At 32.5% G+C, this 25,003-nt stretch carries 22 protein-coding genes; 1 reads left to right on the forward strand and 21 read right to left on the reverse strand.

The annotated features are described in order from the left end of the window. Nucleotides 1-14: 14 nt before the first annotated feature. On the reverse strand, nt 15-209 hold the full coding sequence (locus EJN67_RS10175) for a helix-turn-helix transcriptional regulator (protein ID WP_129724205.1): 195 nt from the start codon (nt 207-209) through the stop codon (nt 15-17). Between the two features lie 210 nt (nt 210-419). Here EJN67_RS10175 and EJN67_RS10180 point away from each other — a divergent pair, with 210 nt between their 5' ends. Next, nucleotides 420-734: a helix-turn-helix domain-containing protein gene (locus EJN67_RS10180; RefSeq protein WP_129724206.1), complete on the forward strand. Its 315-nt coding sequence runs from the start codon at nt 420-422 to the stop codon at nt 732-734. A gap of 94 nt (nt 735-828) precedes the next feature. Here the strand turns inward: EJN67_RS10180 and EJN67_RS10185 are convergent, their stop codons facing one another. The 20 genes from EJN67_RS10185 to EJN67_RS10285 all read right to left on the reverse strand — a co-directional run bounded on the left by EJN67_RS10185 (nt 829) and on the right by EJN67_RS10285 (nt 24,858). Further along, nucleotides 829-1,320, reverse strand: a complete 492-nt coding sequence (locus tag EJN67_RS10185; protein WP_129724207.1) for a COG2426 family protein — start codon at nt 1,318-1,320, stop codon at nt 829-831. Between the two features lie 54 nt (nt 1,321-1,374). Continuing rightward, entirely contained in the window at nt 1,375-1,647 is a 273-nt protein-coding gene (locus EJN67_RS10190; protein ID WP_129724208.1) for a hypothetical protein, read from the reverse strand. Nucleotides 1,648-1,682: 35 nt separating this feature from the next. Beyond that, the gene (locus EJN67_RS10195) at nt 1,683-2,459 is read right to left on the reverse strand and encodes a phosphotransferase enzyme family protein (protein ID WP_129724209.1); all 777 of its coding nucleotides are present in this window, start codon (nt 2,457-2,459) and stop codon (nt 1,683-1,685) included. A 31-nt stretch (nt 2,460-2,490) separates the two neighbouring features. After that, nucleotides 2,491-3,498, reverse strand: coding sequence for an LCP family protein (locus EJN67_RS10200; RefSeq protein WP_129724210.1), 1,008 nt, complete (start codon nt 3,496-3,498; stop codon nt 2,491-2,493). Between the two features lie 243 nt (nt 3,499-3,741). Next, nucleotides 3,742-4,263 carry a GNAT family N-acetyltransferase gene (locus EJN67_RS10205; RefSeq protein WP_129724211.1) on the reverse strand — a complete coding sequence of 174 codons (522 nt, stop codon included), beginning with the start codon at nt 4,261-4,263 and terminating at the stop codon, nt 3,742-3,744. Between the two features lie 75 nt (nt 4,264-4,338). Continuing rightward, nucleotides 4,339-5,505: a nucleotide sugar dehydrogenase gene (locus EJN67_RS10210; protein ID WP_129724212.1), complete on the reverse strand. Its 1,167-nt coding sequence runs from the start codon at nt 5,503-5,505 to the stop codon at nt 4,339-4,341. Between the two features lie 153 nt (nt 5,506-5,658). After that, on the reverse strand, nt 5,659-10,950 hold the full coding sequence (locus EJN67_RS10215; protein ID WP_129724213.1) for a DEAD/DEAH box helicase: 5,292 nt from the start codon (nt 10,948-10,950) through the stop codon (nt 5,659-5,661). Nucleotides 10,951-10,964: 14 nt separating this feature from the next. Next, nucleotides 10,965-12,026: a hypothetical protein gene (locus EJN67_RS10220; RefSeq protein ID WP_129724214.1), complete on the reverse strand. Its 1,062-nt coding sequence runs from the start codon at nt 12,024-12,026 to the stop codon at nt 10,965-10,967. Beyond that, a complete protein-coding gene (locus tag EJN67_RS10225; RefSeq protein ID WP_129724215.1) occupies nt 12,019-14,034 on the reverse strand; it encodes a coiled-coil domain-containing protein in 2,016 nt (671 codons plus the stop codon). The genes EJN67_RS10220 and EJN67_RS10225 overlap by 8 nt, the downstream gene beginning before the upstream one ends. After that, nucleotides 14,027-15,616 (reverse strand): hypothetical protein, encoded by a 1,590-nt coding sequence (locus EJN67_RS10230; protein WP_129724216.1) that lies wholly within the window; start codon nt 15,614-15,616, stop codon nt 14,027-14,029. Before EJN67_RS10230 ends, EJN67_RS10225 begins: the two co-directional genes overlap by 8 nt. Before the next feature lie 82 nt (nt 15,617-15,698). After that, nucleotides 15,699-16,700, reverse strand: a complete 1,002-nt coding sequence (locus EJN67_RS10235; protein ID WP_129724217.1) for an HRDC domain-containing protein — start codon at nt 16,698-16,700, stop codon at nt 15,699-15,701. A 422-nt stretch (nt 16,701-17,122) separates the two neighbouring features. Further along, complete coding sequence (locus tag EJN67_RS14545) at nt 17,123-17,266, reverse strand: DUF488 family protein (protein WP_129724229.1); 144 nt, start codon at nt 17,264-17,266, stop codon at nt 17,123-17,125. Between the two features lie 42 nt (nt 17,267-17,308). Further along, nucleotides 17,309-17,953, reverse strand: a complete 645-nt coding sequence (locus EJN67_RS10245; RefSeq protein WP_165000836.1) for a GreA/GreB family elongation factor — start codon at nt 17,951-17,953, stop codon at nt 17,309-17,311. Continuing rightward, the gene (gene galE, locus EJN67_RS10250) at nt 17,946-18,956 is read right to left on the reverse strand and encodes a UDP-glucose 4-epimerase GalE (RefSeq protein WP_129724219.1); all 1,011 of its coding nucleotides are present in this window, start codon (nt 18,954-18,956) and stop codon (nt 17,946-17,948) included. The genes EJN67_RS10245 and galE overlap by 8 nt, the downstream gene beginning before the upstream one ends. Nucleotides 18,957-18,975: 19 nt before the next feature. Beyond that, nucleotides 18,976-20,496 carry a murein biosynthesis integral membrane protein MurJ gene (murJ, locus tag EJN67_RS10255; RefSeq protein WP_129724220.1) on the reverse strand — a complete coding sequence of 507 codons (1,521 nt, stop codon included), beginning with the start codon at nt 20,494-20,496 and terminating at the stop codon, nt 18,976-18,978. Nucleotides 20,497-20,899: 403 nt separating this feature from the next. Continuing rightward, nucleotides 20,900-21,496, reverse strand: coding sequence for a hypothetical protein (locus tag EJN67_RS10260; RefSeq protein ID WP_129724221.1), 597 nt, complete (start codon nt 21,494-21,496; stop codon nt 20,900-20,902). A 388-nt stretch (nt 21,497-21,884) separates the two neighbouring features. Continuing rightward, on the reverse strand, nt 21,885-22,364 hold the full coding sequence (locus EJN67_RS10265; protein ID WP_129724222.1) for a COG2426 family protein: 480 nt from the start codon (nt 22,362-22,364) through the stop codon (nt 21,885-21,887). Between the two features lie 346 nt (nt 22,365-22,710). Then, the gene (locus tag EJN67_RS10275; RefSeq protein ID WP_165000837.1) at nt 22,711-23,838 is read right to left on the reverse strand and encodes a toll/interleukin-1 receptor domain-containing protein; all 1,128 of its coding nucleotides are present in this window, start codon (nt 23,836-23,838) and stop codon (nt 22,711-22,713) included. Between the two features lie 165 nt (nt 23,839-24,003). Further along, nucleotides 24,004-24,426 (reverse strand): hypothetical protein, encoded by a 423-nt coding sequence (locus EJN67_RS10280; protein ID WP_129724224.1) that lies wholly within the window; start codon nt 24,424-24,426, stop codon nt 24,004-24,006. Between the two features lie 138 nt (nt 24,427-24,564). After that, nucleotides 24,565-24,858: a hypothetical protein gene (locus EJN67_RS10285; RefSeq protein WP_129724225.1), complete on the reverse strand. Its 294-nt coding sequence runs from the start codon at nt 24,856-24,858 to the stop codon at nt 24,565-24,567. Nucleotides 24,859-25,003: the final 145 nt, after the last annotated feature.

Consider the following 25,003-nt stretch of genomic DNA (forward strand, 5'->3'; position numbering starts at 1 on the left):
TTAAATAGTTAATATTAAGCAAGTTTATCCTCCAATAAGTCTCTTACAGATGTGTCTAGTATATCTGATATTTTAATTAGTAATGCCATAGATGGATATTTGTGTCCATTTTCAACTGCAGATAAATATTCTCTCGATATACCAATTTTTTGAGCTAATTGTAATTGGGTCATACCACATTGTTTTCTTAATTCTTTAATTCTGAACATTAATATCCCCCCATCCACAATAAGCATTGTACCATATAGTATCACATTAGTCAATAATTAAGTGATAAAAACAATCACAATAAATAAGAAATTATTTGCCTTTTTGTGTTTACGAATATTTGTCATTGTATTTCCTTTTAAATACACATATAATATGAATGAAATGTAATCTATAAGATTACATTATAATAATGATATGTAGGTGGTAATATGGATATAGGTGAAAAACTAAAAAAACTTCGAAAAGAAAGACACATGACTGCTGAAGAATTAGCAAAAATCGTTGGAATTTCACGTGAACATTTAAGTGGAATTGAAAACAATTTAAGACCCGTTTCACTTTCGACTTTAACAAAAATATGTGATGTCCTTGGTATAAGCCTCTATGATTTGTTTAGTCAGGATAACCCACAAGATATATTAACCAAAGAACAAAAAGAACTACTAAATGTAGCCCAAAATCTATCAGATGTTCAACTAAAATATTTAAATGCGTTTTTAAAAAGTTTATATAAGGATGTATAAATTAGGAAATAAAAAAAGACCTGCTTTTTTGCAGGTCCAATTTATATATTATATACTTATATGAAAAATCATATCAAATTTGTACTGATATTAACTATAAAAAGGCAAATATATTTACAAATCCACTGCTTAAAAGCATTATTAAGACAGCAGCAATTGTATTACCGATTAGTATGGCGGGAAAAGCCAGCTTAAATCGCATATCTAAAAGGGCAGCTGCTAAAGTACCACTCCATACTCCAGTCCCAGGCAGAGGAATAGCAACAAATAGTATAAGACCCCAAAAACCATACTTTTGTATCTTGCCACTCTTTCCAATGGAGCGCTTGGTAATCTTCTCTATTAATCTTCTAAAAAGCTTGGTCTTCTTTAAATAATTAAACAGTGGCCTTATACTAAACAAAAGTATAGGTACCGGTATCATACTGCCGATAAAACTTAGGATGGTCGAATGAATCGGAGACAATCCTAGGGCAATTCCGACCGGTATTGCCCCCCTAAGCTCTATAACAGGTAAAGCTGCCGTTAGCATTACCGTAAATTCCACTGATAAAAACTCAAGTAGTTGTTTTAAAAAAGACTCCATATACTTACTCCTTCAAAATCTTATGTATGATCCAAAATTATAGCAACAAACATATCAACTATACTTCCTTACTATATCACACATAGCGTCATATTTTTTGAGCATATCCTGAGCTAGTCTAATCTGACACCTTGCCCTGTCAAGATTATGATTTTCACGATGTATACGAAAATATTTATCCCCAGTTATATGATCTCCCAAAAAACGGGATGCAAGCTCTATTGTTATAACTATAGCACCAAGTGCCATGTTGTCAAGCTCATTTTTTGTAAGTATGTCCTTACATGCGCTTATAAAGCCCTTTGTAAATTCCTCATACTTTTCCATGTCCAATTTAACCTTTGACAGATCCTGCTCATCCTCTAGCGCAAACGTATGGCATCGCCAAAGTCATACATAGTAAGGCCTGGCATCACTGTATCAAGGTCTATAACGCAAAGGGGCTCAGATGTATCCCTATCCATAAGTATATTATTATATTTGGTATCATTATGAGTCACTCTAATGGGTAGTTCTCCCCTCTCCTGCATATCAACGAGCTTTGATGCCAGGGAATGATGCTCTTTAAAAAAGTCAATCTCATCTTCCAACCCCTTTACCCTTCCAAGTGGATCAAGCTCTACCATATCAAAAAATGCATCCAGCCTTTTTTTAGTATTATGAAAATCGGGTATTGTGTTGTACAGCCTATCCATCGGAAAATCCGATAACAGATACTGGAAACGTCCAAAGGCATATCCTGCACTGCTTAAAACCTTGGGATTCTCAACCGTCTCATAGGATATGGAATTCTCCACGAATTGGCATATTCTCCAATAACCTTCTTTGTAAATAGTATAATTTTTACCATCTTTATTATCCAAAAAGGTTATTATATCACAGTCAGTTTTATCCTGTTTAGAATGGAGATGAAGAGTAATTTCCTTGATATTATTCATCATCTTAACTGGCTCTTTAAAGACATAACCATTTATCCTTTGAAATATATACTCTTCGCATCTATTATCATCGGTTTCAAATTTCACCCGAAATGTATCATTGATATGACCATTTACATAAGGGATAACCTCTTTTATTTTTCCTTCCAAATTATAGTTTTTACTTACTCCATTTAATAAATCCATTATGTGACTGTCCATTTTTTACTCCCTTCCTTGCAATAATACTTATTTAATCATTTTCATATATAAACTTGTGTAGTATCTCCTTATTTTTCTCAAGATCCGGCACTAATACAGACATACCTCGGATCCTTTCCGATGTATATGTGTCATTATATGGCAGTCTCAATTGTTTTACACCATTATTTGCACATTCCAGTCCAGTATAACCAAGCTTCATTAGCTCATTTGCAGTAAAATTGGTTTCCACCTCAGGAAGTATTGTAGATAATACAGAGGGCAATTCCCATACCTCTATAGATGTCATCTCCTTTATCAATGCCTCAAGCACCCTTCTTTGCCTATCTGTCCTCTCGTAATCTGCATTTCCTACCTTCCGTATCCTAGAATATGCAACTGCCTGTCTGCCGTTTAATCTATGTACGCCTGGGCTCTCTATAAGAGCCGCCTTATTCTCATTTTTATTAAGGCCATTTAACCCTTGTATCAATCCGTTTAAATGGTTTATCTCATAGTCCTTTATCTCTATCTCCACTCCACCTAGTTTGTCTATCACCTTTTCAAGGCTGAAAAAATCTACAGTTACATATTTTTCTATATTCATATCAAAATCTTCATTTACAGTACGTATGGCAAGGGCTGGCCCACCAAATGCGTAGGCTGCATTTATACGATTATCTTCCCTCTCTGGTATGGGCACATACATATCACGCATGAGGGATGTAAGCTTTATGTTTTTGTGCTTTCCATCAAGGGTGGCTATCATTATGGAGTCGGATCTGGATTTTTGACCTTCTTCCCTACCATCTAAACCAAATAACAATACATTTACTACGCCTGTCACCTTTGGCTTTGGTGCATCTTCCTTTACCCCGAGATCCTTTGGAGTTAACACTACAGGCTTTACATCGGATTTTGTTTTGCCCTCATCAACCAATGGTACATGCTGTACTTTGTTTAATAGATTGTATGCCCATATTATCGTGGCACCTACCACAATGACCAATAAACACAAGATTATCACTAAAACCTTTGTGAATCTCTTCCCCTTACCCATATTTTTAACCTCTTATATTTATATTTTTTTAGTTTAGCTTATAATATTATATACTTTATTATATTCATACTCAACTACTTAGTGAGACATATTTATACAAACTACTAATTATCATCCATACATAACTTTCCCCTAATTATTGACTTATTGAAACATTCTTCAATTGGACGCTCTTGGTATACCAAAAAAAGCTAGTGAAATACTATCGAAATTCACTAGCCTTTTTTATTTCCTTTATCTCAATTATAGCTTTTTTAGCATATATACGTTTAAACTATCATCGTTCATTGTCGGTACATATTGCTTAAGTTGCTCTCCAGCATACCATACACCTGTACCATCAGGAATATATCCCCTCTTAACATACAGTCTTTGTGCTTGGCCATATCCAGAGTGTAATCCAACTCCCAATGAAACATACTCACTTTTTTCCCTTGCAATATTTTCTACTATATCCAGCATCAAACTACCTATCCCCAACCGCTGATATTTGATCAATACATTAAAATCTATGATCTCCGGAATTCCCTTATTGGCAAAAGGACCTTCGTTTGCTTGAGAAACTAATGTTACATATCCTGCAACCTCTCCATCTTTTTCTGCTACAATAACCCATCTTTCTCCGGCTTCCTGCTGATTATAGTATTTTCTGAATTGACTTGCAGGTTTAATCCATCCTTGTTTCTTAAATGCATTAGGAAAATCTTCTATATCCTGTTCATTTATAGATCGTATTATCAAATCTTCTTTACTATAATAGATCATAAATTCACCCTTTACTATTTATTCAGGCAATTTGACCCTACTTCTTACCATTGGTAAACAGCACCCAGAGAATACCTAGTCCCTACAGTAAAGATCCCTGGTATATACCTTGTCCTCTACATCCTTTATATCATCAGCCATCCTATTTGCAACGATTACATCACTGATCTGCTTAAACTCGTCCAAATCCCTTATAACCCTGGAATTGTAGAAGCTATCCTCTTCTAGTGTAGGCTCATATACCACTACCTCTATACCCTTTGCCTTGATACGTTTCATGACACCCTGAATAGATGACTGCCTGAAATTATCGGAATTTGTCTTCATAGTCAGTCTATATATACCCACAACCTTTGGATTTCGCTTTAAGATCATATTGGCTATATGGTCTTTTCTAGTCCTATTAGCATCAACTATTGCACCTATAATATTATTTGGTACATCTTTATAATTGGCCAGCAGCTGCTTAGTATCCTTAGGCAGACAGTATCCCCCATAGCCAAAGGATGGATTATTGTAGTGATTCCCAATACGTGGATCAAGACATACCCCTTCAATGATCTGCTTTGTATCTAGTCCCCTTATCTCTGCATAGGTATCAAGCTCATTAAAATAGGCAACCCTCATGGCAAGATAGGTATTTGCAAACAGCTTAATAGCTTCAGCTTCGGTTGGATTGGTGAATAAAATGGGGATGTCCTTCTTTATAGCCCCCTCAGCGAGTAGATCTGCAAACTTCCTTGCCCTCTCCGACTGCTCACCTACAACAATCCTTGAAGGATATAAATTATCATATAGTGCCTTACCCTCTCTTAAAAATTCAGGTGAGAAAATAATGTTTTCCGTTTCAAACTTCTTCTTTATCTTTTCTGTATAGCCCACCGGCACAGTGGATTTTATAACCATTATTGCATCTGGATTGATGGATAATACATTTGCAATAACAGCCTCAACAGTCCTAGTATTAAAATAGTCCTTTTCAGGATCATAATTGGTTGGTGTAGAGATGATAACATACTCCGCATCCTTATACGCCTTGTAATTATCCGTTGTTGCGGTTAAATTAAGCTTTTTATTTGCAAGATATTCTTCTATCTCCTTATCTATAATGGGAGATTTCCTATTGTTGATCATATCAACCTTTTCTTGAATTATATCAAGTGCTGTAACTTCGTTATGCTGGGCCAGAAGCACAGCATTTGACAGGCCAACATAACCTACTCCCGCTACTGTTATTTTCATTTCTACATTCTCTCCTTATGTTTATAATCATTAGACATTATCCATTTACTTAAGTATACCTTTTTTGACATATAAAAATCAAGGTTTCCAAAAATATTCTACTTAATAAATGTTAATATGTTGTAATATTCTCTTAGTCTTTAATTTTTTACTTTATAAAAACGCTTTTCTAACAATTTTCCATGCATTAGAGATAGCAACCCTAAATAATCTATCCGGTATCAATATTGCATTATCATTATTTTTAATAGAAGAAGTAGCGCACATGGCCGGATATACTTTTATTGGCTTAATATTACCTTTAATATTTACACAAAAATATGAATCTCCATTACCTTTAATCATTCCATAATTGTCTCCATACTGCAATTTTACGATAGTATCTATCTTATCTAAATATTTTTTTTGTTCCGTTTCGGAAAGCTCTGTTGCTATTTCTCCATCCCTTACCCATTTTAGTAATTGCAAACCTGCTTTTCTATCCAAATTTTCATGTACCGATTGATTCCAAAAATGTCTTATACAGTTTGGACATGAAGAATCACAATTACAAGATTTTAATCTTTTCTCAACATTATTCAGTACATTATCAATTAGATCTGCAACCCTGCTTGAATAACCGGCTCCACTTGAAAGGCTATCATATAAATAGACATCAGCATAAATACAATTTTCATCATAGCGAATTCTATAACCTGATTTCAAGTCACTAAACTCCACATCAAGCTCGTCACTAGCAGATAACGCTAAAGTTTCAGCAAGTGTCGTCAATGCAGGGATGACCCAGATATTTAAGTTTTGCTCTTCAATGTTTATTTTATCCTTTTCAAGTTTTAACTCTAAAACTAACATATCAGTTTTAAAATCATAACCTAAAAAAACAGTCTCCCTGTCGTGAGAACATGACTGATTGTCACTTTTACAAATTGGGATTCTATATGGCCGTTTTCTATTTCTTTTTTCAGTTTCTAAGCACTCTTCCGGATCTATAGCTCCACATTTAGTGCATAAATTAAACCCTTCCTCTTTAGGCCCTTTATTAATCATTATTATTTGTTGATCCGCTCTATTTTCCATTTTCATTAACCCGGTTTTGGATATTGATTCCATCTTACTTAAATCCTGCGGCATCGATGAATACGATGGTATACTTATAGCCGAATACTCCTGATTATCACGTGTCTCTGGTATATTCTTCCCTTCTCTAGCAGCAAACCCCCAAGGTTTAATCATAGTGTGTTCTTCTACTGTTGAACCACATAAAGGACATTTTAAATCATTACTTTCTAAACCAAACCATCCACAGTTCCTATTTTTACAACAATACACTTTTTTATTGTATTCCTTCATCTCAAGCCATGGCTCAGCAGCCTTATATTTAAACTCTTTATTATATTTTGTATAGTGATTATATATGCCTCCTGAAATATATGATTTTTTATTTACTACAATCATTCTCCCAGGGGCATATTCGCTTAAAGCTATATCTATTCTTCGTTCTGGGCTTTCTATTATATTTCCGTAGTTATCCTCTATATAGAAGTTAACTACATTTCTTGGGAAAGAATATGTCGGCAAAAATCCCTCAGTAAATAGCGTATTCAACAAAGTAACACTATTATCCTGTTCAACTTCATCCTTTCCGGTTTTAGGTGCATTTGTCCTCGTATATTTTATTGGATTATTGAGAACACTTTCACCTAATGCTTGTAATTCATTGATAAAACATTGCTTGTAATTCTCCCAATTAAAATCACTGGAATCTGGAATCAATATACTAGTACGTTTGGCTTCAATGGGTATCTTTATATTTAGCCATCTGATAAAATTTTCATAATTTTCCCGATCATCACGATTAAAAAAACTTATAGTATCAATATCATCAATACTTCTATCCATTTCTATAAAATATTCCTGCAAAAATATCATATTTAAATGTCTTTTAATAAGTTTATTGTTATTATAATCAATCCACGGTATCCTAGGGTCTCCTGAAATCATCTTCTCCGGTTTTTTATAATACCAAGAATCATGAGGACCATCCTCAGTATAAGTGACTATAGTTGATACCGCAGATCCCTTTCTACCTGCACGTCCTGCCCTTTGTTGATAATTTTCTCGCATAGGCGGAATATTTCTAAGTCCTACAGCTGTTAATGAACCAATATCTATACCTACTTCCATTGTAGTAGTACAACTTAAAACATCAATTGGTTCACTATCTTCTTCAAATACTATATTTCTAAATCTCATCTCATATTCCTCAGTTGTTGAGCGAATTTTTTGTCTTTGATCCTTATGGGATAATTGAGCAGTATGTTCCTCCGTTGTAATATTCTTTATAGCTGCACCATTTATCGCTTGAATAACTGGTTTCCTCCAAAAATCATATCTTTTTAATTCATCTCTTGATAATTTTCTTATATGTTTATCACTTCCACAATATATGCAACTGTCAAACAGGGTAAAAGTAGACGTCCCTGCACACCTATTGCATCTATACCAGATACTATCTTCATTTGTCTTCAAGGTTACTATTCCAGGTAATATATATCTTCTGTTATGATTTCGATCAGAATCATCACCTTGTTTGGTCATTAGGTGAAATTTTTGCGCAAGTATATTCATTTTTCCTTCGGAAATACCATTATTCTTAAGTATCTTCCTTAAAAACAGAGGAAGTTTAGCTTTTTCATCTACACCAAAACCAGCCCTGTCATATGGAAGAATACTAGCCCTGACGCTATCTTTTACTTCAGGAAATATTGCAATATCCTTTACTATTAAATCCTGTATCCAGACATTATATATATCCCTAATGGTTTTAATATCTATCTGAATTTGTTCCTCAATCATTTCTAAAGTTTCATCAATATCTTCCCCTTCGTCTCCACCTTCAACAAGAACTACTTGCCCTAGACATAGATTGTTAAATGATCTATAGCTATCACTTATATTTTTTAACAATAGTTGGTAAAACATTTCCGGCGGATTTCCAATTTTACCTTTCATGCTATTATATCTAATTTTTTGCTTATGAGCATATAGTTCGCAATAATTATGAAATTGAGATTTAAATGTATCTTTTTCATCTCCATAAAAAAAACTTACATTGTTATCATGTACCACTTTTAAAAACGCGTAGTACAACCATTCAATAGGCGCATTTCCCCTACCATATTCTTTTTCTAATAACTTGGCAGCAAGAAACAATGCTTGTCTCCCTGCATCTCCATCTGAAGCTATAGTTAAATCTCTAGCTAATGTAGCCGCACGTTGTCTACTATCAGAAAAAAGCAAAACCTTCTTTCCTTCATTTTTGAGCTTTTTGTTTCTTGAAGGCTGTGTCCATAGTTGTTCTGTAACAATATTTGCAAATGGTTCATTTCCTCTAGTTCTAAAAGGAGTTAATCTTGTTTTGTCCCTCCCACAATTTGGACAAGTATTGAAAGTATTATATTTTGTAGGAATTAGAACTTTTATAAAATTATCATTTTCTTCATATTTTTCATTATAATCAAACAACATTCCTGTTCTTGAATCAATATATCCTATTGCTGAAATTTGCTCTGCCTTCTTTTTATTCATATCTTTTTTAAAGATATCATTTCTGCCCTTTGGCACTATCCATAAATGTATCTCTTGTGGGTCATATAATAGCTTACTCTGCTCCTGCCATAAAAAATTATCAGGATCCTTATTATCCTTGAAAGCACGTATAAATAACGTCCCACATCGCCTATCACCGATTAATTCAAATACCCTAGCTCCACACTTCTTGCAGGTGAAACTCGGATTTTCATCTATATTACCTAATTTTATACCCATAACTTCGTGACTGCATGAGCAGCTTGGATTTAAACAGGCAAATATGCCGTTTAAACCTTTAAACAAAAGATGCACTCTAGATGGCAATAAAACTTTATTTCCCTTTGATTTTGCTAACGTCCCAAGTGAAATCAATATTTCAGTTGCCTTTTCAGCTTTAATCTGATCTGTACTTGTAAAAATACTGCTGGCTATTTTTCCAAATTCTACTCCATGACCACTGCATAACTTTATTAATTCCAACATAGGCGGATACTGGGATAAGTTATTATATAGATATTCGTAAATATTCCCACTTATCTGTCCCCAACTCAGTCCCTGTGACAATATCTCGATTTGAGATTTTACTTCATTATCGCTTCCCTGCAATCTGTCATAATCTAATTTTGTTAAAATTTCTATATCCTTGTCACTACCTTTACCATTCCCTTTGATATCCTCCATTTTACCTCGTATAATTGAAAAGCTGTTTTTATTTAAATCTTGTCCTGTCAATCCACAAGCAAATTCCACTATTTTATCATCGTTCCCATCCGGTACACTTGCACTAGTAAGTATGCATCTAAGTTTATCTCTTCCAATTTCCAGCTTATCCATAAGTCTCCTAATCAATAGTGAGACTTCTCCACCAGATGCTCCCCTATACATATGCGCCTCATCCATCACAAGTAGTAGCTTGTTTTCATCAGAACTATTTAACCAATTCCTTGTTTTATCCCAAAAGCACTGTTCAATAGGCCTCATCAACATAAATTCAAGCATACTATAATTTGTTATTAAAAGATCCGGACATATCTTCTGCATCTCTTTACGGGTAAATAATTCAGAATCATCTATTCCGGTGATTTGCTCTCCCTTTAAGAGTTTTTTTGCAAAAGCATTCAAATCTTTTGAAGGTATCCTTCCTATATTATATAACTCTTCAAATATTTCTTTTGGACAATTAATATAATTTTGCGATATTAATTTCCCCAAATCCTTATTTTTATCTGAATTATCCTCTCCGGCATAAGGAGTTCTACCAGTATACATTCCAAACCGTGGTCTTCTAATACAATCGTGGGATAAAAATTTTATAATATTCATAAATGCATCATCAGATTTACCAATAATTTTCCTAATTCTACCAAGCTGATCTGAAACCAGTGCATTCATAGGATATAATATCAAGGTTCTAACACCTTCTATTTCCCATGTATCTGGAGACAAGTGAGCCTCTCTGATCATTTCAGTCAATATCGGCCAAATAAAGCATTCAGTTTTTCCAGAGCCTGTCCCTGTGGTAATCAAGAGATCCTTTTCGCTGTAAAAATCCTCCAAAGCCTTTGCTTGGTGGTAAAACGGCTTGTTAAATACTCCCAGATTATTCTCCATAAGTAGATTTAGATATTTTCTTATATTATCCGGTAAGTATACACTGTCAAACCCATCTTCCATAATTTTATAACTCTGCGTTGCTTCTATATAGGGCTCCTGAAAAAGCACTCCCTTCCTAGTTAATAAATCTTTAGTTGCTTCAAGTAACAGTTCATTTTCAGCAAAATATTGTGCTTTTATGTAGTTTGACAACCTTTGTTTCAGTCTATCATGCGTTTCTCTAATTCCATATTCACTCACATCTTACATCCCCTTTAAATATCAATATATTCAATTTTAATACCTAGATTAGTTAGCAATTTTTCTACTTCATCCCATATAAAATTAGGTATAATTCTGTAATAAAAATCATTAAAAAATCTTCCAGGCCATGATGACATAAGTATGATTCTCATTTCAGGATTAGGTAATATACTATGACAATGTAATAATATATAATCATTATATTTTTTTGCTTTAAAAATCGCTGGTGTTTCATTATGACTATCAAGCATATACATTATTCTATATATTTCCTTTTCTTCATAATACCATTTATCAAGTCTAGCGCTATATATTTGATCTTTATCTCTGTTGACTAATAAATAGCCACCACCCACTTCTATACTTTTCAATAAAGATAAACCTCGTGCAAGTTTTCCCTTAATAAAATCTTGCCATACTTTGTTATAGAAAAGTCCTGTACCGGTTTTAAAGATTTTATATTTTCCGTCTAAATTAGCTTCTTTCCAAAGTACAGAATCCAAAAGAATATGATAATATTCACCATAGGTATAATTGGGCAAATTAAATATTTCCTTATAATTCTCAGAACATTTTGTATCTTGCATCCACCTCCCCAATCCAACTGATATTAATGTTTTATTAGAGTTTTGCCACTGTTCACCACCTAAGACAAGTTCGTTATTCTTGAAAGCAGCATTTCTAATTGGTGAATTAGTCAGCCTTCTTGCATCATTAAGTCTTGATAGTTCATAACAAAAAATTAAATTATCAATTATATTACTGGCAATAGTGCTACTTTGAATCTCAATTGACCCATTACCAAACCAAGTCTTAGAATGAGGAATTACCGTTAGCATTCCGTATGCAATTTGTGTTAATCTAGATTGAATGTGCATTATGTCTACATTATGGTAATTGCTATTTGCCGCTTCTTCATTTAAATCAGTGTATGATTCTCCCAATACCAAATTCCTTGCCCAAGCCGCTAATGCGGTATAGACTAGCCTGTTTCCATATTCCTCATTTGTTTCATCGCTATATTTTCCAATATTTAAATCAAATGATATTTGTTTTATTAGTGAATTATTCATTTAATGCACCTCTAACAATTTCTATCAAATTATCTCCCAGTTGATATTTTTGTATATTTTGTTCCAAATCAACTAGCATATTATTACATTTGCATATAAATATAAGTTCGGATCTTAAGTATCCTTCAAAAGCTATCTCTACATTTGATAGTTTTTTTGCATATGCAATAATATTGGCTCTCAATATTTCATATGGAATACTAAATTTCAAATCACGTATAAGCCTTTTAAGTACTTTGCGCTCATGCTTAAAATCATTTGATGAGCTAAATTCTTTTAATACTTTTTGCGCATCACTATTCTCATAATCCATTTTTTTACCCATTTCATATTCGCTTATCATAACAAGAGCAACTTGATTGAATAAATTATGTGGCATATATTTTATAGAATCTATATTTTCTGTTGATAGCAGTAAAAGCTTATTTGAAAATATCATCTGCGATTTTTCTCTTAACAATGGCATCAAGGAATTTTCATTCATTGTGCCAACAGCATCCTCAATTAAAACAACATTCGAGTCTGTCATATTGTAAACTTCTAGCAATTCTTTTGAGTTTGTATAACCATTTGGCAAAGTAATAATATATGGAGTTTCGCCGCTATATGCAGTACTAATTGCAGTGGCTATTTCTCTAGCCTTGTACCCACAAATTAGAGGTGTCATACCTGCTGCTAAAATTCCAACAATATAGTTTGCGACTTCATCAGCTATTTTCTTAACGCCTATATTTTCTAGATTGATTGCGATGTTTTCTGCAAAATCGTATATATTAACGCATTTTTTTATATGTGATGCTTTTTCATTCTTTTTAATGTATAAATCAGTATCCTGAGCTCCAGTATTTTGTACTTGTATAGGATTGTTAGAATTACATTTTAATAGTGAATCATATAAAGCCTTCTCAATTAGCTTTTTGTCAATGTTTTCAATAAATTCCTTTATGATATTCTTATATTCATCTATTTTAATCCCCAACCCTATTTTTTCATTCTCTAACATCTTAATATCATTGTTTAACATTACTTTTGACTTTTTTAACTCTTCACACTCTTTATCAAGAGAGCTTATTATATTCAATAATTGTTCATGCTCCAAATCCCACTTTTCCTGTGCAATGATACTATACTCATCATATTTTAGATCTATTTGTTTTGTTAGTTTTTCTATAGTTGAAATTTTTACCTTTATCTCATTTGTTAATTTAATATTTTTTTTATTCATATTTTCAACCTGAATATTTAAAGATTTTATCTTATCTTGTAAAATATCCATCTCTTTATTTTTTTGGATTTTAATTTCTTCTATTTGAGCACGTAGCAAATTAGAAGCCATTTTTTCATCAGAAATCTCCATGTTTTTAGCATATAATTTTTCTTTTATTTCTTTTGTTTTTTGAATCTGATTGTAAATCTCAAGCCTATATTCCTCTTCCATAGCCTTAATTTTATTTTGATACTCATTTTCCAACCTTTTAGATATTTCCTTTTCCGTCTTCTTTTTAATATCTATTGTTCTTATATATGCATCAATGTAATTGCTTTGCTCATTACTTATATTTTTACCCATTAGCTTAAAAAACAATTTTATATATTCTGGTTTCTTGTACTCCAGCTTCCATGTATCCAAAATCATATCTATTAATTTGTCAAAATTAACTATATCATTGTCTGATAAGACTTTTTCTAAAAATTTTTCATCTGAAGTCGTTTCAAAAATATGATCGTTAACCGCATTTATAGCCAAAGTCGTATTATATTTTACTTTATTTATAATATTTATATCATATCTCCTTATCCTATCAAAGTATATTTTAGGTAATCTGCCCATCAACCTCTTCGATTTAACATCTATTCTAAGTCCAGTAGTTACACCTGCAAATGCTTTTGGATACTTCTTAATGGGATCTAAAAGAGATTGCTTAGGAATCATATTTATCAACAAATATACTTCTTCATCAGTTAATTTATCCAGAAAATCATCTGATAACATAACCCCATTATTCATTAGATACTCCCCCTAAAGATTTAAAAATATCGTCCATATATTTTACAGCAGAAATGGGAATTGCATTAGTCTTTATCCAAGTTTCAAGCAATCTATATAATTGAACATTGCTTCTATTAATGTTTTGAGATAATAAGTACAGTAATTGAAAATAATGATTATCAGCATTAATAGTTGGACCATTACATCTATAAAGCTTCAAAAATTCTCCCTTCCAATCTATATTGCCAGATCCTTCTATCTTGTAATTTTTTCTTTTATATGTATATTTCTTTATTCCAAAGGCTCCACTGTTTATTAATAAATTAAAAATATAATCTACATTTTCGAAACATGCATTACTTGAATATATTACATAATCCTTATTAAGCACTGTAGCACAGAATGGGATGTTCGAACTTATATAAAGTTTTCCATCCTTAGGTGGTTTTATATTTGCATCACTAAAATCCACTTCTATATCATTTGAGTCCTTGATTACAATTTGCTGCTTTAATTGCTGTTTTTTAATTAAAGATGGATTATATGAAATATTATACTTTATCTCAGAACTAAATCGTTCATTTTCTTCGTCTGTTATAACAATTGATTTATTTGCATCTACCGTTAATGGTATAATACAATTTTTACCCTCAGTATGATCAATTTCAAACATTTTATTATATAGTATAAAATATAAATTCTCTTTTTTTGAATTATTAATATATAAAAAAAGAGCCTTACGTTTGTTAAATGTTATTTCATTTCCTTTAAATACTGCCGGAGGCCATAATGGCAATAGTTCACTTGATTTTTCTACCAGTCTATATCCCTTGCCTTCTATAAATCTTCTGGCTTCCTCAGTAAAACTATCTATGCTCATTTCATATACAGCAATAATTTGAGTTGTATATCCCTTTTTAAGAAATATTTCTCCTACTTGCTCAAAACTTATCCCTCTTACCTTTGGTGGATTATTATAAAACATAATTCTATATGTTTTTCCGACACTAATATCTGCTTTTAATGCAACCCTATATCCACCATCCTTATTGGAATGATATATATCGTTTTCTATGTCTACACCTCTAATGCCCCACAACCACTTTTGCCTGACATCTGTCAATGAAACTGCAGGTTTGCACTCTATGTAAATCCACTTTTCAATTGTATTAACAGGATAAAAATATAGTTCATCAACTGTATATACTTTTCTATCTATTTCTGATTGTGCCTTTGTATTTACATAAATTTTAGTTCCTGCTTGTTTCAATTGCTTAAAGCTTTCTTCACTAATTTGTGGGAAATAGGCTTTAAGTTGAAATCTTCCTTCGTTGCTACACAAATATAATGGGATTCCACCATTATTTATGTAAATAATATCTAATTTATTATCAATTCTTTTATATGATTTATCCTCATGGTATTCTGGACATGTCCTTTGTTGGGGTGTTCTATCGCGAATAGGTCTATGATAAAAACAAGCATTTAATCCATCACGAACAAGTACTGGTTCTAAACAATAAGGGCATTTATATGAAAATCCTTTTTTCCCTTTACTATAATGTATACGTTTGCCATTACTATCATTAGCATATTCCATATTTAACACCTGACTTTCTTGTTCTTATGATAATATACTTTTTTATTGCTGCATGCAGATAATATTCCAATCAAATATATACCTAGCTATAACCAGATATAATTTTTAATATTATGTCCCCATATTTTTCGGTTTTTACTTCTCCAAATCCTGAAACCTGCAACAATTCTTCCTTTGAATTTGGCATCTTATCTATTAAATCCATCATCTGTTTATCACTAAAAATATAATACGGCTTTATATTTTCTTCCCTGCTCCTCTGTAGCCTAAATTCCTTTAGCTGTTTTATCAGCTCAGCTTTATTATGTGTTTGTTTATCTGCATCCGATATATTCTTAAGGAGTAATTCATATTTCTTCGTATAGTCTGATTTATTAGGTGTATGCAGGGCCAAAAGTCCTTCTGCAAACTCTTTAATATCCCTATCATTAAGAGCCGGCTGCTTAGACTGTTGATAGACATTCTTGATGTATTTATTCAGTTGATCAGCCCTAATTACCATTTGTTTGACTTCCTTTTTGGCATATCTCGCATTCAATACAGTTTTAGGATTAGCCAATACCACAATAGATTTATAGTTTTCATCAAAGTATTTATCAAATAACATCTTAGAAAGCATATTCCCTTTGGATTCCCTTTTTATTTGCCTAAGTATCTCCAAGTGCCTTTGATTTTGAGTTATGGGAGAATAGATACCCTCTTTTATGCGTTTGCCATTAAGCTCATATTTTCTTATAAAATTGCCTTCACTATCAATATCAATATCACCTATAAGATTTTTACATTCTATAATAAACGTAATCTTTCTGGTTACAACTATATAATCAACTTGGGCCGATAGCCCATTTATTTCAAAATGCATATCATGCATTATATACATTTGCATACCACTGTTTTTTAACTCAAATGCTATATTCTTTTCACCTATTTCCCCCATTGACGCTAGTTTAATTTCCCTATCTATAATATATTTTGCTTTTCCCGATGCCTGCGTCTGCAACTCTTTTAGTCTACATAGAAACTGTATTGTATCACTATCCTCTTTTAGAAATACAGGCTTGTCAAAAGTATTAAGCAACCCCATCTTTCTCACTCCACTTGTTATACTCTTACTTCATTTATTACATTTCTCCATTTACAATAAAAATTTCGACATAAGTCCCATAAATTCCTTCTATATCCATAAAAAATTTTATAATAATCAGCAGTTCTTAATTGATTTATCGTGTCTTATAATTAAAAATAAGCCCTACATAAGTAGGGCCTAACAATCATATCCTTTTCCGTTATAAACCAATTTATATCTTGTCTTGCTCTGTACGGTATCCTATATCTCTGTTTCTCAATTTATAGGCTTCTTTAATAAGTTGATCTCCTTGAGTTTGAACATCCCCATTTTCCTATATATTCTTTACTTCATATCCATTAAAGCTGGTTTTTCCCAATATTCCTAAAATATGTATCCCTTTAGTATACAAACTCCTATCTTACATAGCATGCCCAAAGCTACTTGCCCATGAATATATAATACATATTATTCTCGTTCAAAAAGTTTTTTATTTGATCAGAATTAAATTGGGAAGCATTCTTTGAATAGGGTATACTTCTAACATCTACTATACAGTTAGTATATATATATAATTTTTTAATATATTATTTTTCTTTATCATTTCTATACCTTTTGCATAACATTCAAGTTATCTTATCCCATGAAACAATCTTATATCTATAAGCTTTTTCAGTTTCAATTTCTATAATATCATTTACATCCTTGCCTATTAACTCTTTCCCTAAAGGAGTATCTATTGATATTTTATGTTTGCTGACATTTTTGTTTTTCAATTCTACTAGATAAATTGTTATATGCTCTTTGTATTGAAAATCATATAGTTTGACTTTACAGTTAATATTTATTTTGTCTGATGGCTGATTTTTTTGATAGGCATTTTGAATATAATTATGTGCAATAGATGTTTTATTATCTCGTGAATTTTCATCCTTCTCTCTATAATACATACAAATAGTTGGACTATAGCATTTACACATATAATTTGGTGACTTATTACATTTACATATGTATTTATCAAAATAAATACATCTTTTCTTATAGCGTCTAGTATTTTCATCCCTATGAATATATTCTAAATGTGCCGGTACACCTTGCATATGTCTTACCCCATTTTCAATCTCTCCTCCTAAAGTTAAATTATTGACGATTATTCTTCCACTTGTATTATAAATTTCGGCAAAAGCTCCATAAGTTCCTTGTCTATCCACAAATAAATTTGCAAAGTCTAAATGACAAATAAATTTGCAAAGTCTGTCATAATTACTCATACCCATTTGGATTGTTTACTTGCCATCTCCATGCATCCTTGCACATATCATAAATATCCTTCTCTGCCTTCCATCCAAGCTCTCTATATGCCTTTGAGGGATCTGCATAGCAAGAAGCTATATCTCCCGCCCTTCTATCTGCCATAACATATGGGATCTCCTTCCCCGTAGCCTTTTCAAATGCCTTTACCACATCAAGTACGCTATACCCTATACCAGTGCCAAGATTATATGCATCTATCCCGTTAGATTCGATAACCTTTTGAAGTGCCTTTAGATGTCCCTTTGCTAAATCCACCACATGGATATAGTCCCTTATCCCAGTACCATCAGGAGTATCATAGTCATTGCCAAATATATTAAGCATTTTCCGCTTTCCTGCAGCCACCTGGGTTATATATGGCATCAAGTTGTTTGGAATCCCATTTGGATCCTCGCCAATCCTCCCACTTTCATGGGCACCTATAGGGTTAAAATATCTAAGCAAGGCTATGCTCCATGTACCATCGGATGCATATGTATCTCTTAAGATTTGTTCTATCATAATCTTGGTCCATCCATATGGATTAGTAGCACTAAGGGGTAAGTCTTCAGTAAGTGGCGATTCATTATCCATACCATAGACTGTAGCAGATGAGCTAAATACCATATTTTTAACGCCATACCTTTGCATAGCCTCACATAAAACCAATGTGCCTGTAATATTATTCTGATAGTACCTTAAAGGCTCTTCTACAGACTCCCCCACCGCCTTTAGCCCTGCAAAATGGATCACCGCTTCAATGTCATTTTCCTCAAAAACATTATACATGCCTTCCCGATTTAATATATCTAGTTTATAGAACTTTAGTATCTTTCCCGTTATCCCCTCTATGTGATCTATAGCCTTAATCTTGCTATTTGAAAGATTATCTACCACTATCACATCATACCCTGCATCTAAAAGCTCTACACAGGTATGACTTCCGATATATCCTGTACCTCCAGTTACCAATATGGACATATCTTACATCAACCTTTCTCTATTTTCTATTTGAAAACTTCTTTGAAATATAGGAGTAGGCTACCTTAAGCTCCCTCGCTCCAAATAGCCATAGTATACATATATAGATAATTCCTCCTAATATTACAGATAAAAATAGATGTACTCCCTTTTTATTAAATATCCAGATTACAATAAAAAATAGTATGGCGGTTATAATGAGCTTCCCTAACCCTTTAAGATCTACTATCTCACCAATACTACAGCGCATGGTTCTCTTCCACGATATTAGAAAGCATATAACGGAAGCTAAAAATGATAGGGAGGTAGCAAGGCTCAGTCCCCCTACATTTAGATGCTTAACCAACAAAAAATCAACCGTAATATTTACTAAAACAGCAATAGTCCCATTTATCATGGGAGTCCTTGTATCCTGCAAGGCATAAAATGCCTTGTTAAAAACCTCCCTTATTGCAAAGGGTAAGAAACCAAGGGATAGGAATACCAATGAAAAGGCAGTCAGTTCCACATCTTTTTTCACAAACTCACCACGTTCAAATACGATACTTACAATATCTCTGCTGTATAATATGGTGATTATTGTAATGGGCAGCATGATCATTGTGAATATATTTATGGAACCGGATATATACTTGTTTAGATCGTCATAATCATCCTTTGCACACAATTGGGAGAAAAAAGGATATATTACGGTTATAACACTTGATACAAATATACCCTGTACAAAACCTGTAAGGCGGCTGGAATAATTTATAGCAGATACACTTCCCTGCTCTAGACTTGATGCCAATGCCTTATCCACAACCGTATTTATCTGTCCTATGGCAGTACCTATGAGTACGGGGATTATAAGGAAGACTAATCTTTTTACATATGGATCCTTAAAGTCAAGCACCCTATTATAAGAGTATTTCCCTTTTATAAAGAATAACTGAATAAGGGCCTGTCCCATCGTACCTATGAGGGTAGCTATAGTTAAAGCATAAACCCCATAATATCTTGTGAAAAATATACAGCCTAGTATGACTGCAATATTATAAGGAAATCCTACCAATGCAGGGCCTAAAAAGCTTTCATTGGACTGCAATATACCTGTTAAAACCGCTGATATCATGTTGAATATGGCGCCTATAAACAGTATCCTGGTAATAACTACAGTCAAATCATATTTAGCCCCTGAAAAGCCAGGTGCTAAAAGATTTACAAGATTTGGGGAGAAGATTATACCCAAAATCAATAAAAAGCAGCATATAATGCTGATTATATTCAATAGATTGCTTGCAAAAGTATTGGCTGCCTTTTTCCCATCTACATTCATAAGCTGGGTATATAGAGGTATAAAGGTAGTAGATATACTAGCGCCAATGCTTGCAAATATCAAATTTGGGATACCAAGGGCCATAAAATAGGCATCCGCCTCCATCCCTGCACCAAAATATCTTGCAATTACCGTCTCACGAACAAACCCAAATACCTTGCTTACAAGGGTTATTATCATAAGTATTGTAGTTGTCTTTGCCATCTTTTTTGCTGAATTCATATACTAACCTCTTTTATCCATGTAATGTAATTATATTGCCCTTATTATAGCATATTTCTACTTATAAAATGTTTTACAAAATATTTATAATTGCTCCATTCATCCTTATCTAGTCTATACTTACAACATCTATATTTTTATAGCAAAGTTTTGGTAGAGTATCTTTTACATACATTTCATACTCGTCTTCTAATCTCGCTAATATTGCCTTTTCCATTCATATATCCCTCTCTAATATTACAGCTAAAAATGTATTTACTCCCTTTAAGTAATAAAATCTATACTGCAACAAACCCATTTATAAATGAAACCCCCATTAAGTTTTTAAATCTACTTTTAGAACATTTCCTGCAATATCTACTATCACATAATCTATTTACTATTTAAAAAGCATGATATATTTCTATTTCCTTACAATTTTCGCATTCGATAATAGTATGAACTTTTCCTTGTTTTCAATAAATTGATTATATATCTCTTGTGTAAGAAATCCAAAAATATTAGTATGTACATATGACTGAAGACCTTTTGCTATTCTTTCTCTTAAACCTTCATTAATTTGCAAATACGATTTATCGTCTCCTTTAAAGAGTAAATAACCTCTTTTCCAATTGGTGCTCATACTTCTTGCCAAATGGTTTGCTCTAATAACATTAATATCTTTTTCTAGTGTAATTGGATCCATTATTTTAGTAATACTACCACTTATAGTAATCTCGCTTAAAAATGGCCTTTGGAATATTAATACTGAATTTAACTTATCATTAAAATTTTCTAAAAGTACTTCTAACTTATCCTGACCAATTAATTCAGCTGATAAACTATGTTCAACTTCAACTAATATCCCCTCTTCAGAATTGTTACTAGGCAAAATAAAATACATTGGATTGCCTAAGTATATAATTGAAATGCTAGTATTTTTGAGTTCAATGTTTTGGCCTTCACTGGAATTCATAATAATCTTATTTAAAATATCTAAATCACCATGTCGTCCCTTCAATTTCCTCACCTCCCGGATATACTTATTAGACGTTCACCCATCATACACATAAATCCCAGGTTGCTATGTAATTAAGTAATTATGCTATCCTGTGATTCTATCGATGTCTATTTAATTTTACTTCTTATACACCATATCAAACCGCCACGCATCCCTAACCATCTCTCTAATACCTCGCCCAGCTTTCCAGCCTAGTTCCCTATCTGCCTTACTTACATCTGCGAAGGTTAGAGGCAATATTGGTAGGTATGCTGTCTACAATTTGAAAAGGGATCTTGCCACCTAAAGTTTAATTCGACAAAACTCGGGTGGTGCTCGGTACCCTTGCGAAGAAGCGAAGCAACCGAGCTTCTATCCCCCTAAAACAAAAGCGAGCTCCTTAAACTCGCTACCCACCAAATACACTAACAAACCCATGACTAAGTCCCATTATCAGAATACCAGCTACCAAGTTACCAAAAAATATAGCTGGAAAAGCCCATTTAAATCTCATATCAAGTAAAGCCACAGCTAGACTTCCGCTCCTTACACCTGTCCCTGGTAGTGGAATCGCAACGAATACCAACAACCCCCACGCGCCATATTTTTGGGTTTTTCCTGACTTATTAAGTGATTTATCTGTAAGTCTATGTACTAGCTTTCTAAATGTCTTCGTTCTCTTCATCCAATTAAATATAGGTCTTATTGTAAATAAAATAAAAGGCACAGGAATCATGCTACCTATAAAGCTTAGTATAGCAGCATGTAAAGGAGATAACCCTAATGAAATACCAACAGGAATAGCTCCTCTAAGTTCTATTATAGGTAATGCAGCTGTTAATAAAACAGTTAATTCAGTTGATAAGAAATTAAGTAGTTGTTGTATCATAAGTGTCCATCCAATCGTTTATTCTATAGTACCGTTCTCAAATCTCCAAGCATCTCTACACATAGCATTTAAATCACGTTTCGCGTTCCAATCTAATTCTCTCTCAGCCTTACTTGCATCTGCATAACAAGAAACTATATCGCCGAGTCTTCTATTATTAGATTGATATTATCAACCTCTTTGAGAGCTTGTACCGATCGTTCTTTTAGATTAATCTCTTTGTACCCAATTTCGACAAAAGTCGGGGAGTAAACGGTACCTTTGCGAGGAAGCGGAGCGACCGAACTTGCTATTCCAAATGTTATTAGATTAAATTATGTACCTTGTACCGTCGGCTCTTCTTACCCTATTCTTTAAAATTATCTATAAATTCATAAGCAGTGCTTGTAACCATAAACAATTCACCTTTATCTTTTTTTGCTTTAATAAAGTTATTATTCACTAATTCCTCTAAATATCCTTCCCATTTAGCTTCTAATCTAGAATCTGTAGAAATATCATAATTCTTGTTATTAACTTGTATGTATTTTCCAGATAATGTCTCAACAAATAATATTGTTCTAGTTTTAGAGCTACAGGCTTCGGTTAAAATCTTTAAAGCTCCATCGCTTATTACATTTTTATTTATTTCTTTATTGACTATATTATTTAGAAATCTATCCCTAATTTCTTCCCATCGAGTACTGGGTAAATCTCCTAAATCAAATTCTTTAATTAGCAATTCTTTTAATTGGTGTAATTTTTCTTTAGATTCTCTTTTATCACCATCAAGTTTTAAGGCTATTTTTCTTGGGTTGATTGCACCCTGAATTTCCTGAAATTCAAAATCTGGTAACAATATAGTAGTATAATTATTTTGTAATATCCATGCTGCACCCATTTCATTTAAACAAGCGATACTATCATAGTAGTTTTTTGATAATACAAATATTATATGAAGATTATACCTTTGAAACTGTACTTTTAAGAAATCATAAATATCCTCTCCCAATGGTATTCCATATCCAGGTATAGAAGAACAAAATAGTTGTCCTGCCCTTAAACCTATACTTTCTAAAAGCTTAACTATTTCTTCAACATAATCTATATCTTTGTTGGAATGACTTATAAATGTTTTTGTTTTTTTATGTAACTTTTCATTTATTATCATATTATTTTGAACATCATTTTCTTTTGGAAAATATTTATCTATGTTTTTTTCTAAGACCATTAAATTTCCTCTTAATTCTTTAAATAAAATTTCATCTCTCCAACCGATAAAATCTTTCTCCAATAAAATAATTATTTTATTTATAAATTCATCATTTGTTGTTTTGTAAATATCACTAAGTTCATATATTAATTCTTGTTTCCAGTTAATAAACTCAGGTTTATTATAGATAATATTTCTAGAAAAACCACTTGCCTTAGAAAAATAGAAATATGACTGAATTTCATCGGTCTTTCTTAGTAAATTTAATAGATTTTCCTTCATTGACTCCACCTCATATTTTGGGGTATCTATTATTTCATTTATACAAATAATATGCATGTCCTAATTGTATAATGCATTCATAACATTCCATAAGTTATTAAGTTAAGTGACTGGCACCGTATCTTTTTCAAATTGAAAGGCATAGCACTCTCAATTCTATACCTATTAGATACTTGTCAACGTTGTCTTAATCCAGTTATTATATTCACTGTTCCTTTGATTCATTTTTTCTTGAGTCATTACAGAATTAGGTGATGTATTTGGATTTATTACAACTACAGTTTCTTGAATTGCATAAACTTTATAGTTTTCGCTTAATATTCTATATTGAGACCTACACCACTCAAATAGACAGTTAAGCATATCAAAATCAGTATTATTGGGTGGTGGTGCATGAAATTCCAATATTGGACATCTTGGTATATTATCTAGTTCATCTGCTTTTCTAATTCTATTAACAACTTGTAAATTTCCGATGAATGCACTATCATTAATAGTATGATGTATAGCTTGCATTAAATCTGGTTCATTAAATTTTACATACCTATCTAGTATTTTGTTTCCTCTTTCATAAAGGTCTGGTTTCAAGTTGTCTATATAATTAAACCAATTTTGTCTTTGCGTAACATTAGGAAACCCTTCCAAGTCTAATTGTGTGTATATTTTATGAATATTTTCTGGGGTAAAAATTTCATTAATTAAAAGCTTCTTTTCAAGTACTACTGATTATACATACATCTCTTGCCAAAGTGAAATAAGTCGAGATACAAAAAGTTGGACATTTCTATACATAGCAAGCTTTAATGGCAAATTATCTTCCTCAATTTGCTTTTTAAGAATATTATCGATAACTGTTATTGTAGAAATAGAAGCAATAAAACCAGATAAAAGATTCACCCATAAATCTTCAAGCAAAATTTCATCTGCAAAACAGAGCCATAGTATCAAAAACAATATAGAAAATTCTATAGTAATCAAAAGAGCACTATTTTTGTATTTGTCAACCGAAAACTGTACCATATTTCAATCGAAAACTGGGTCTAAATTGCAATATTAAATGCAACACTTTTTGAGAAAATCATACTTATCCATTTACTTCCTCTTGTCAAGGGGAGGGTGGAGATTTTCGAGTGTATACGAGAAAATACTACCCAACCTTGACAAC

It is taken from the genome of Xylanivirga thermophila (assembly GCF_004138105.1).
GTDB lineage: Bacteria > Bacillota > Clostridia > Caldicoprobacterales > Xylanivirgaceae > Xylanivirga > Xylanivirga thermophila.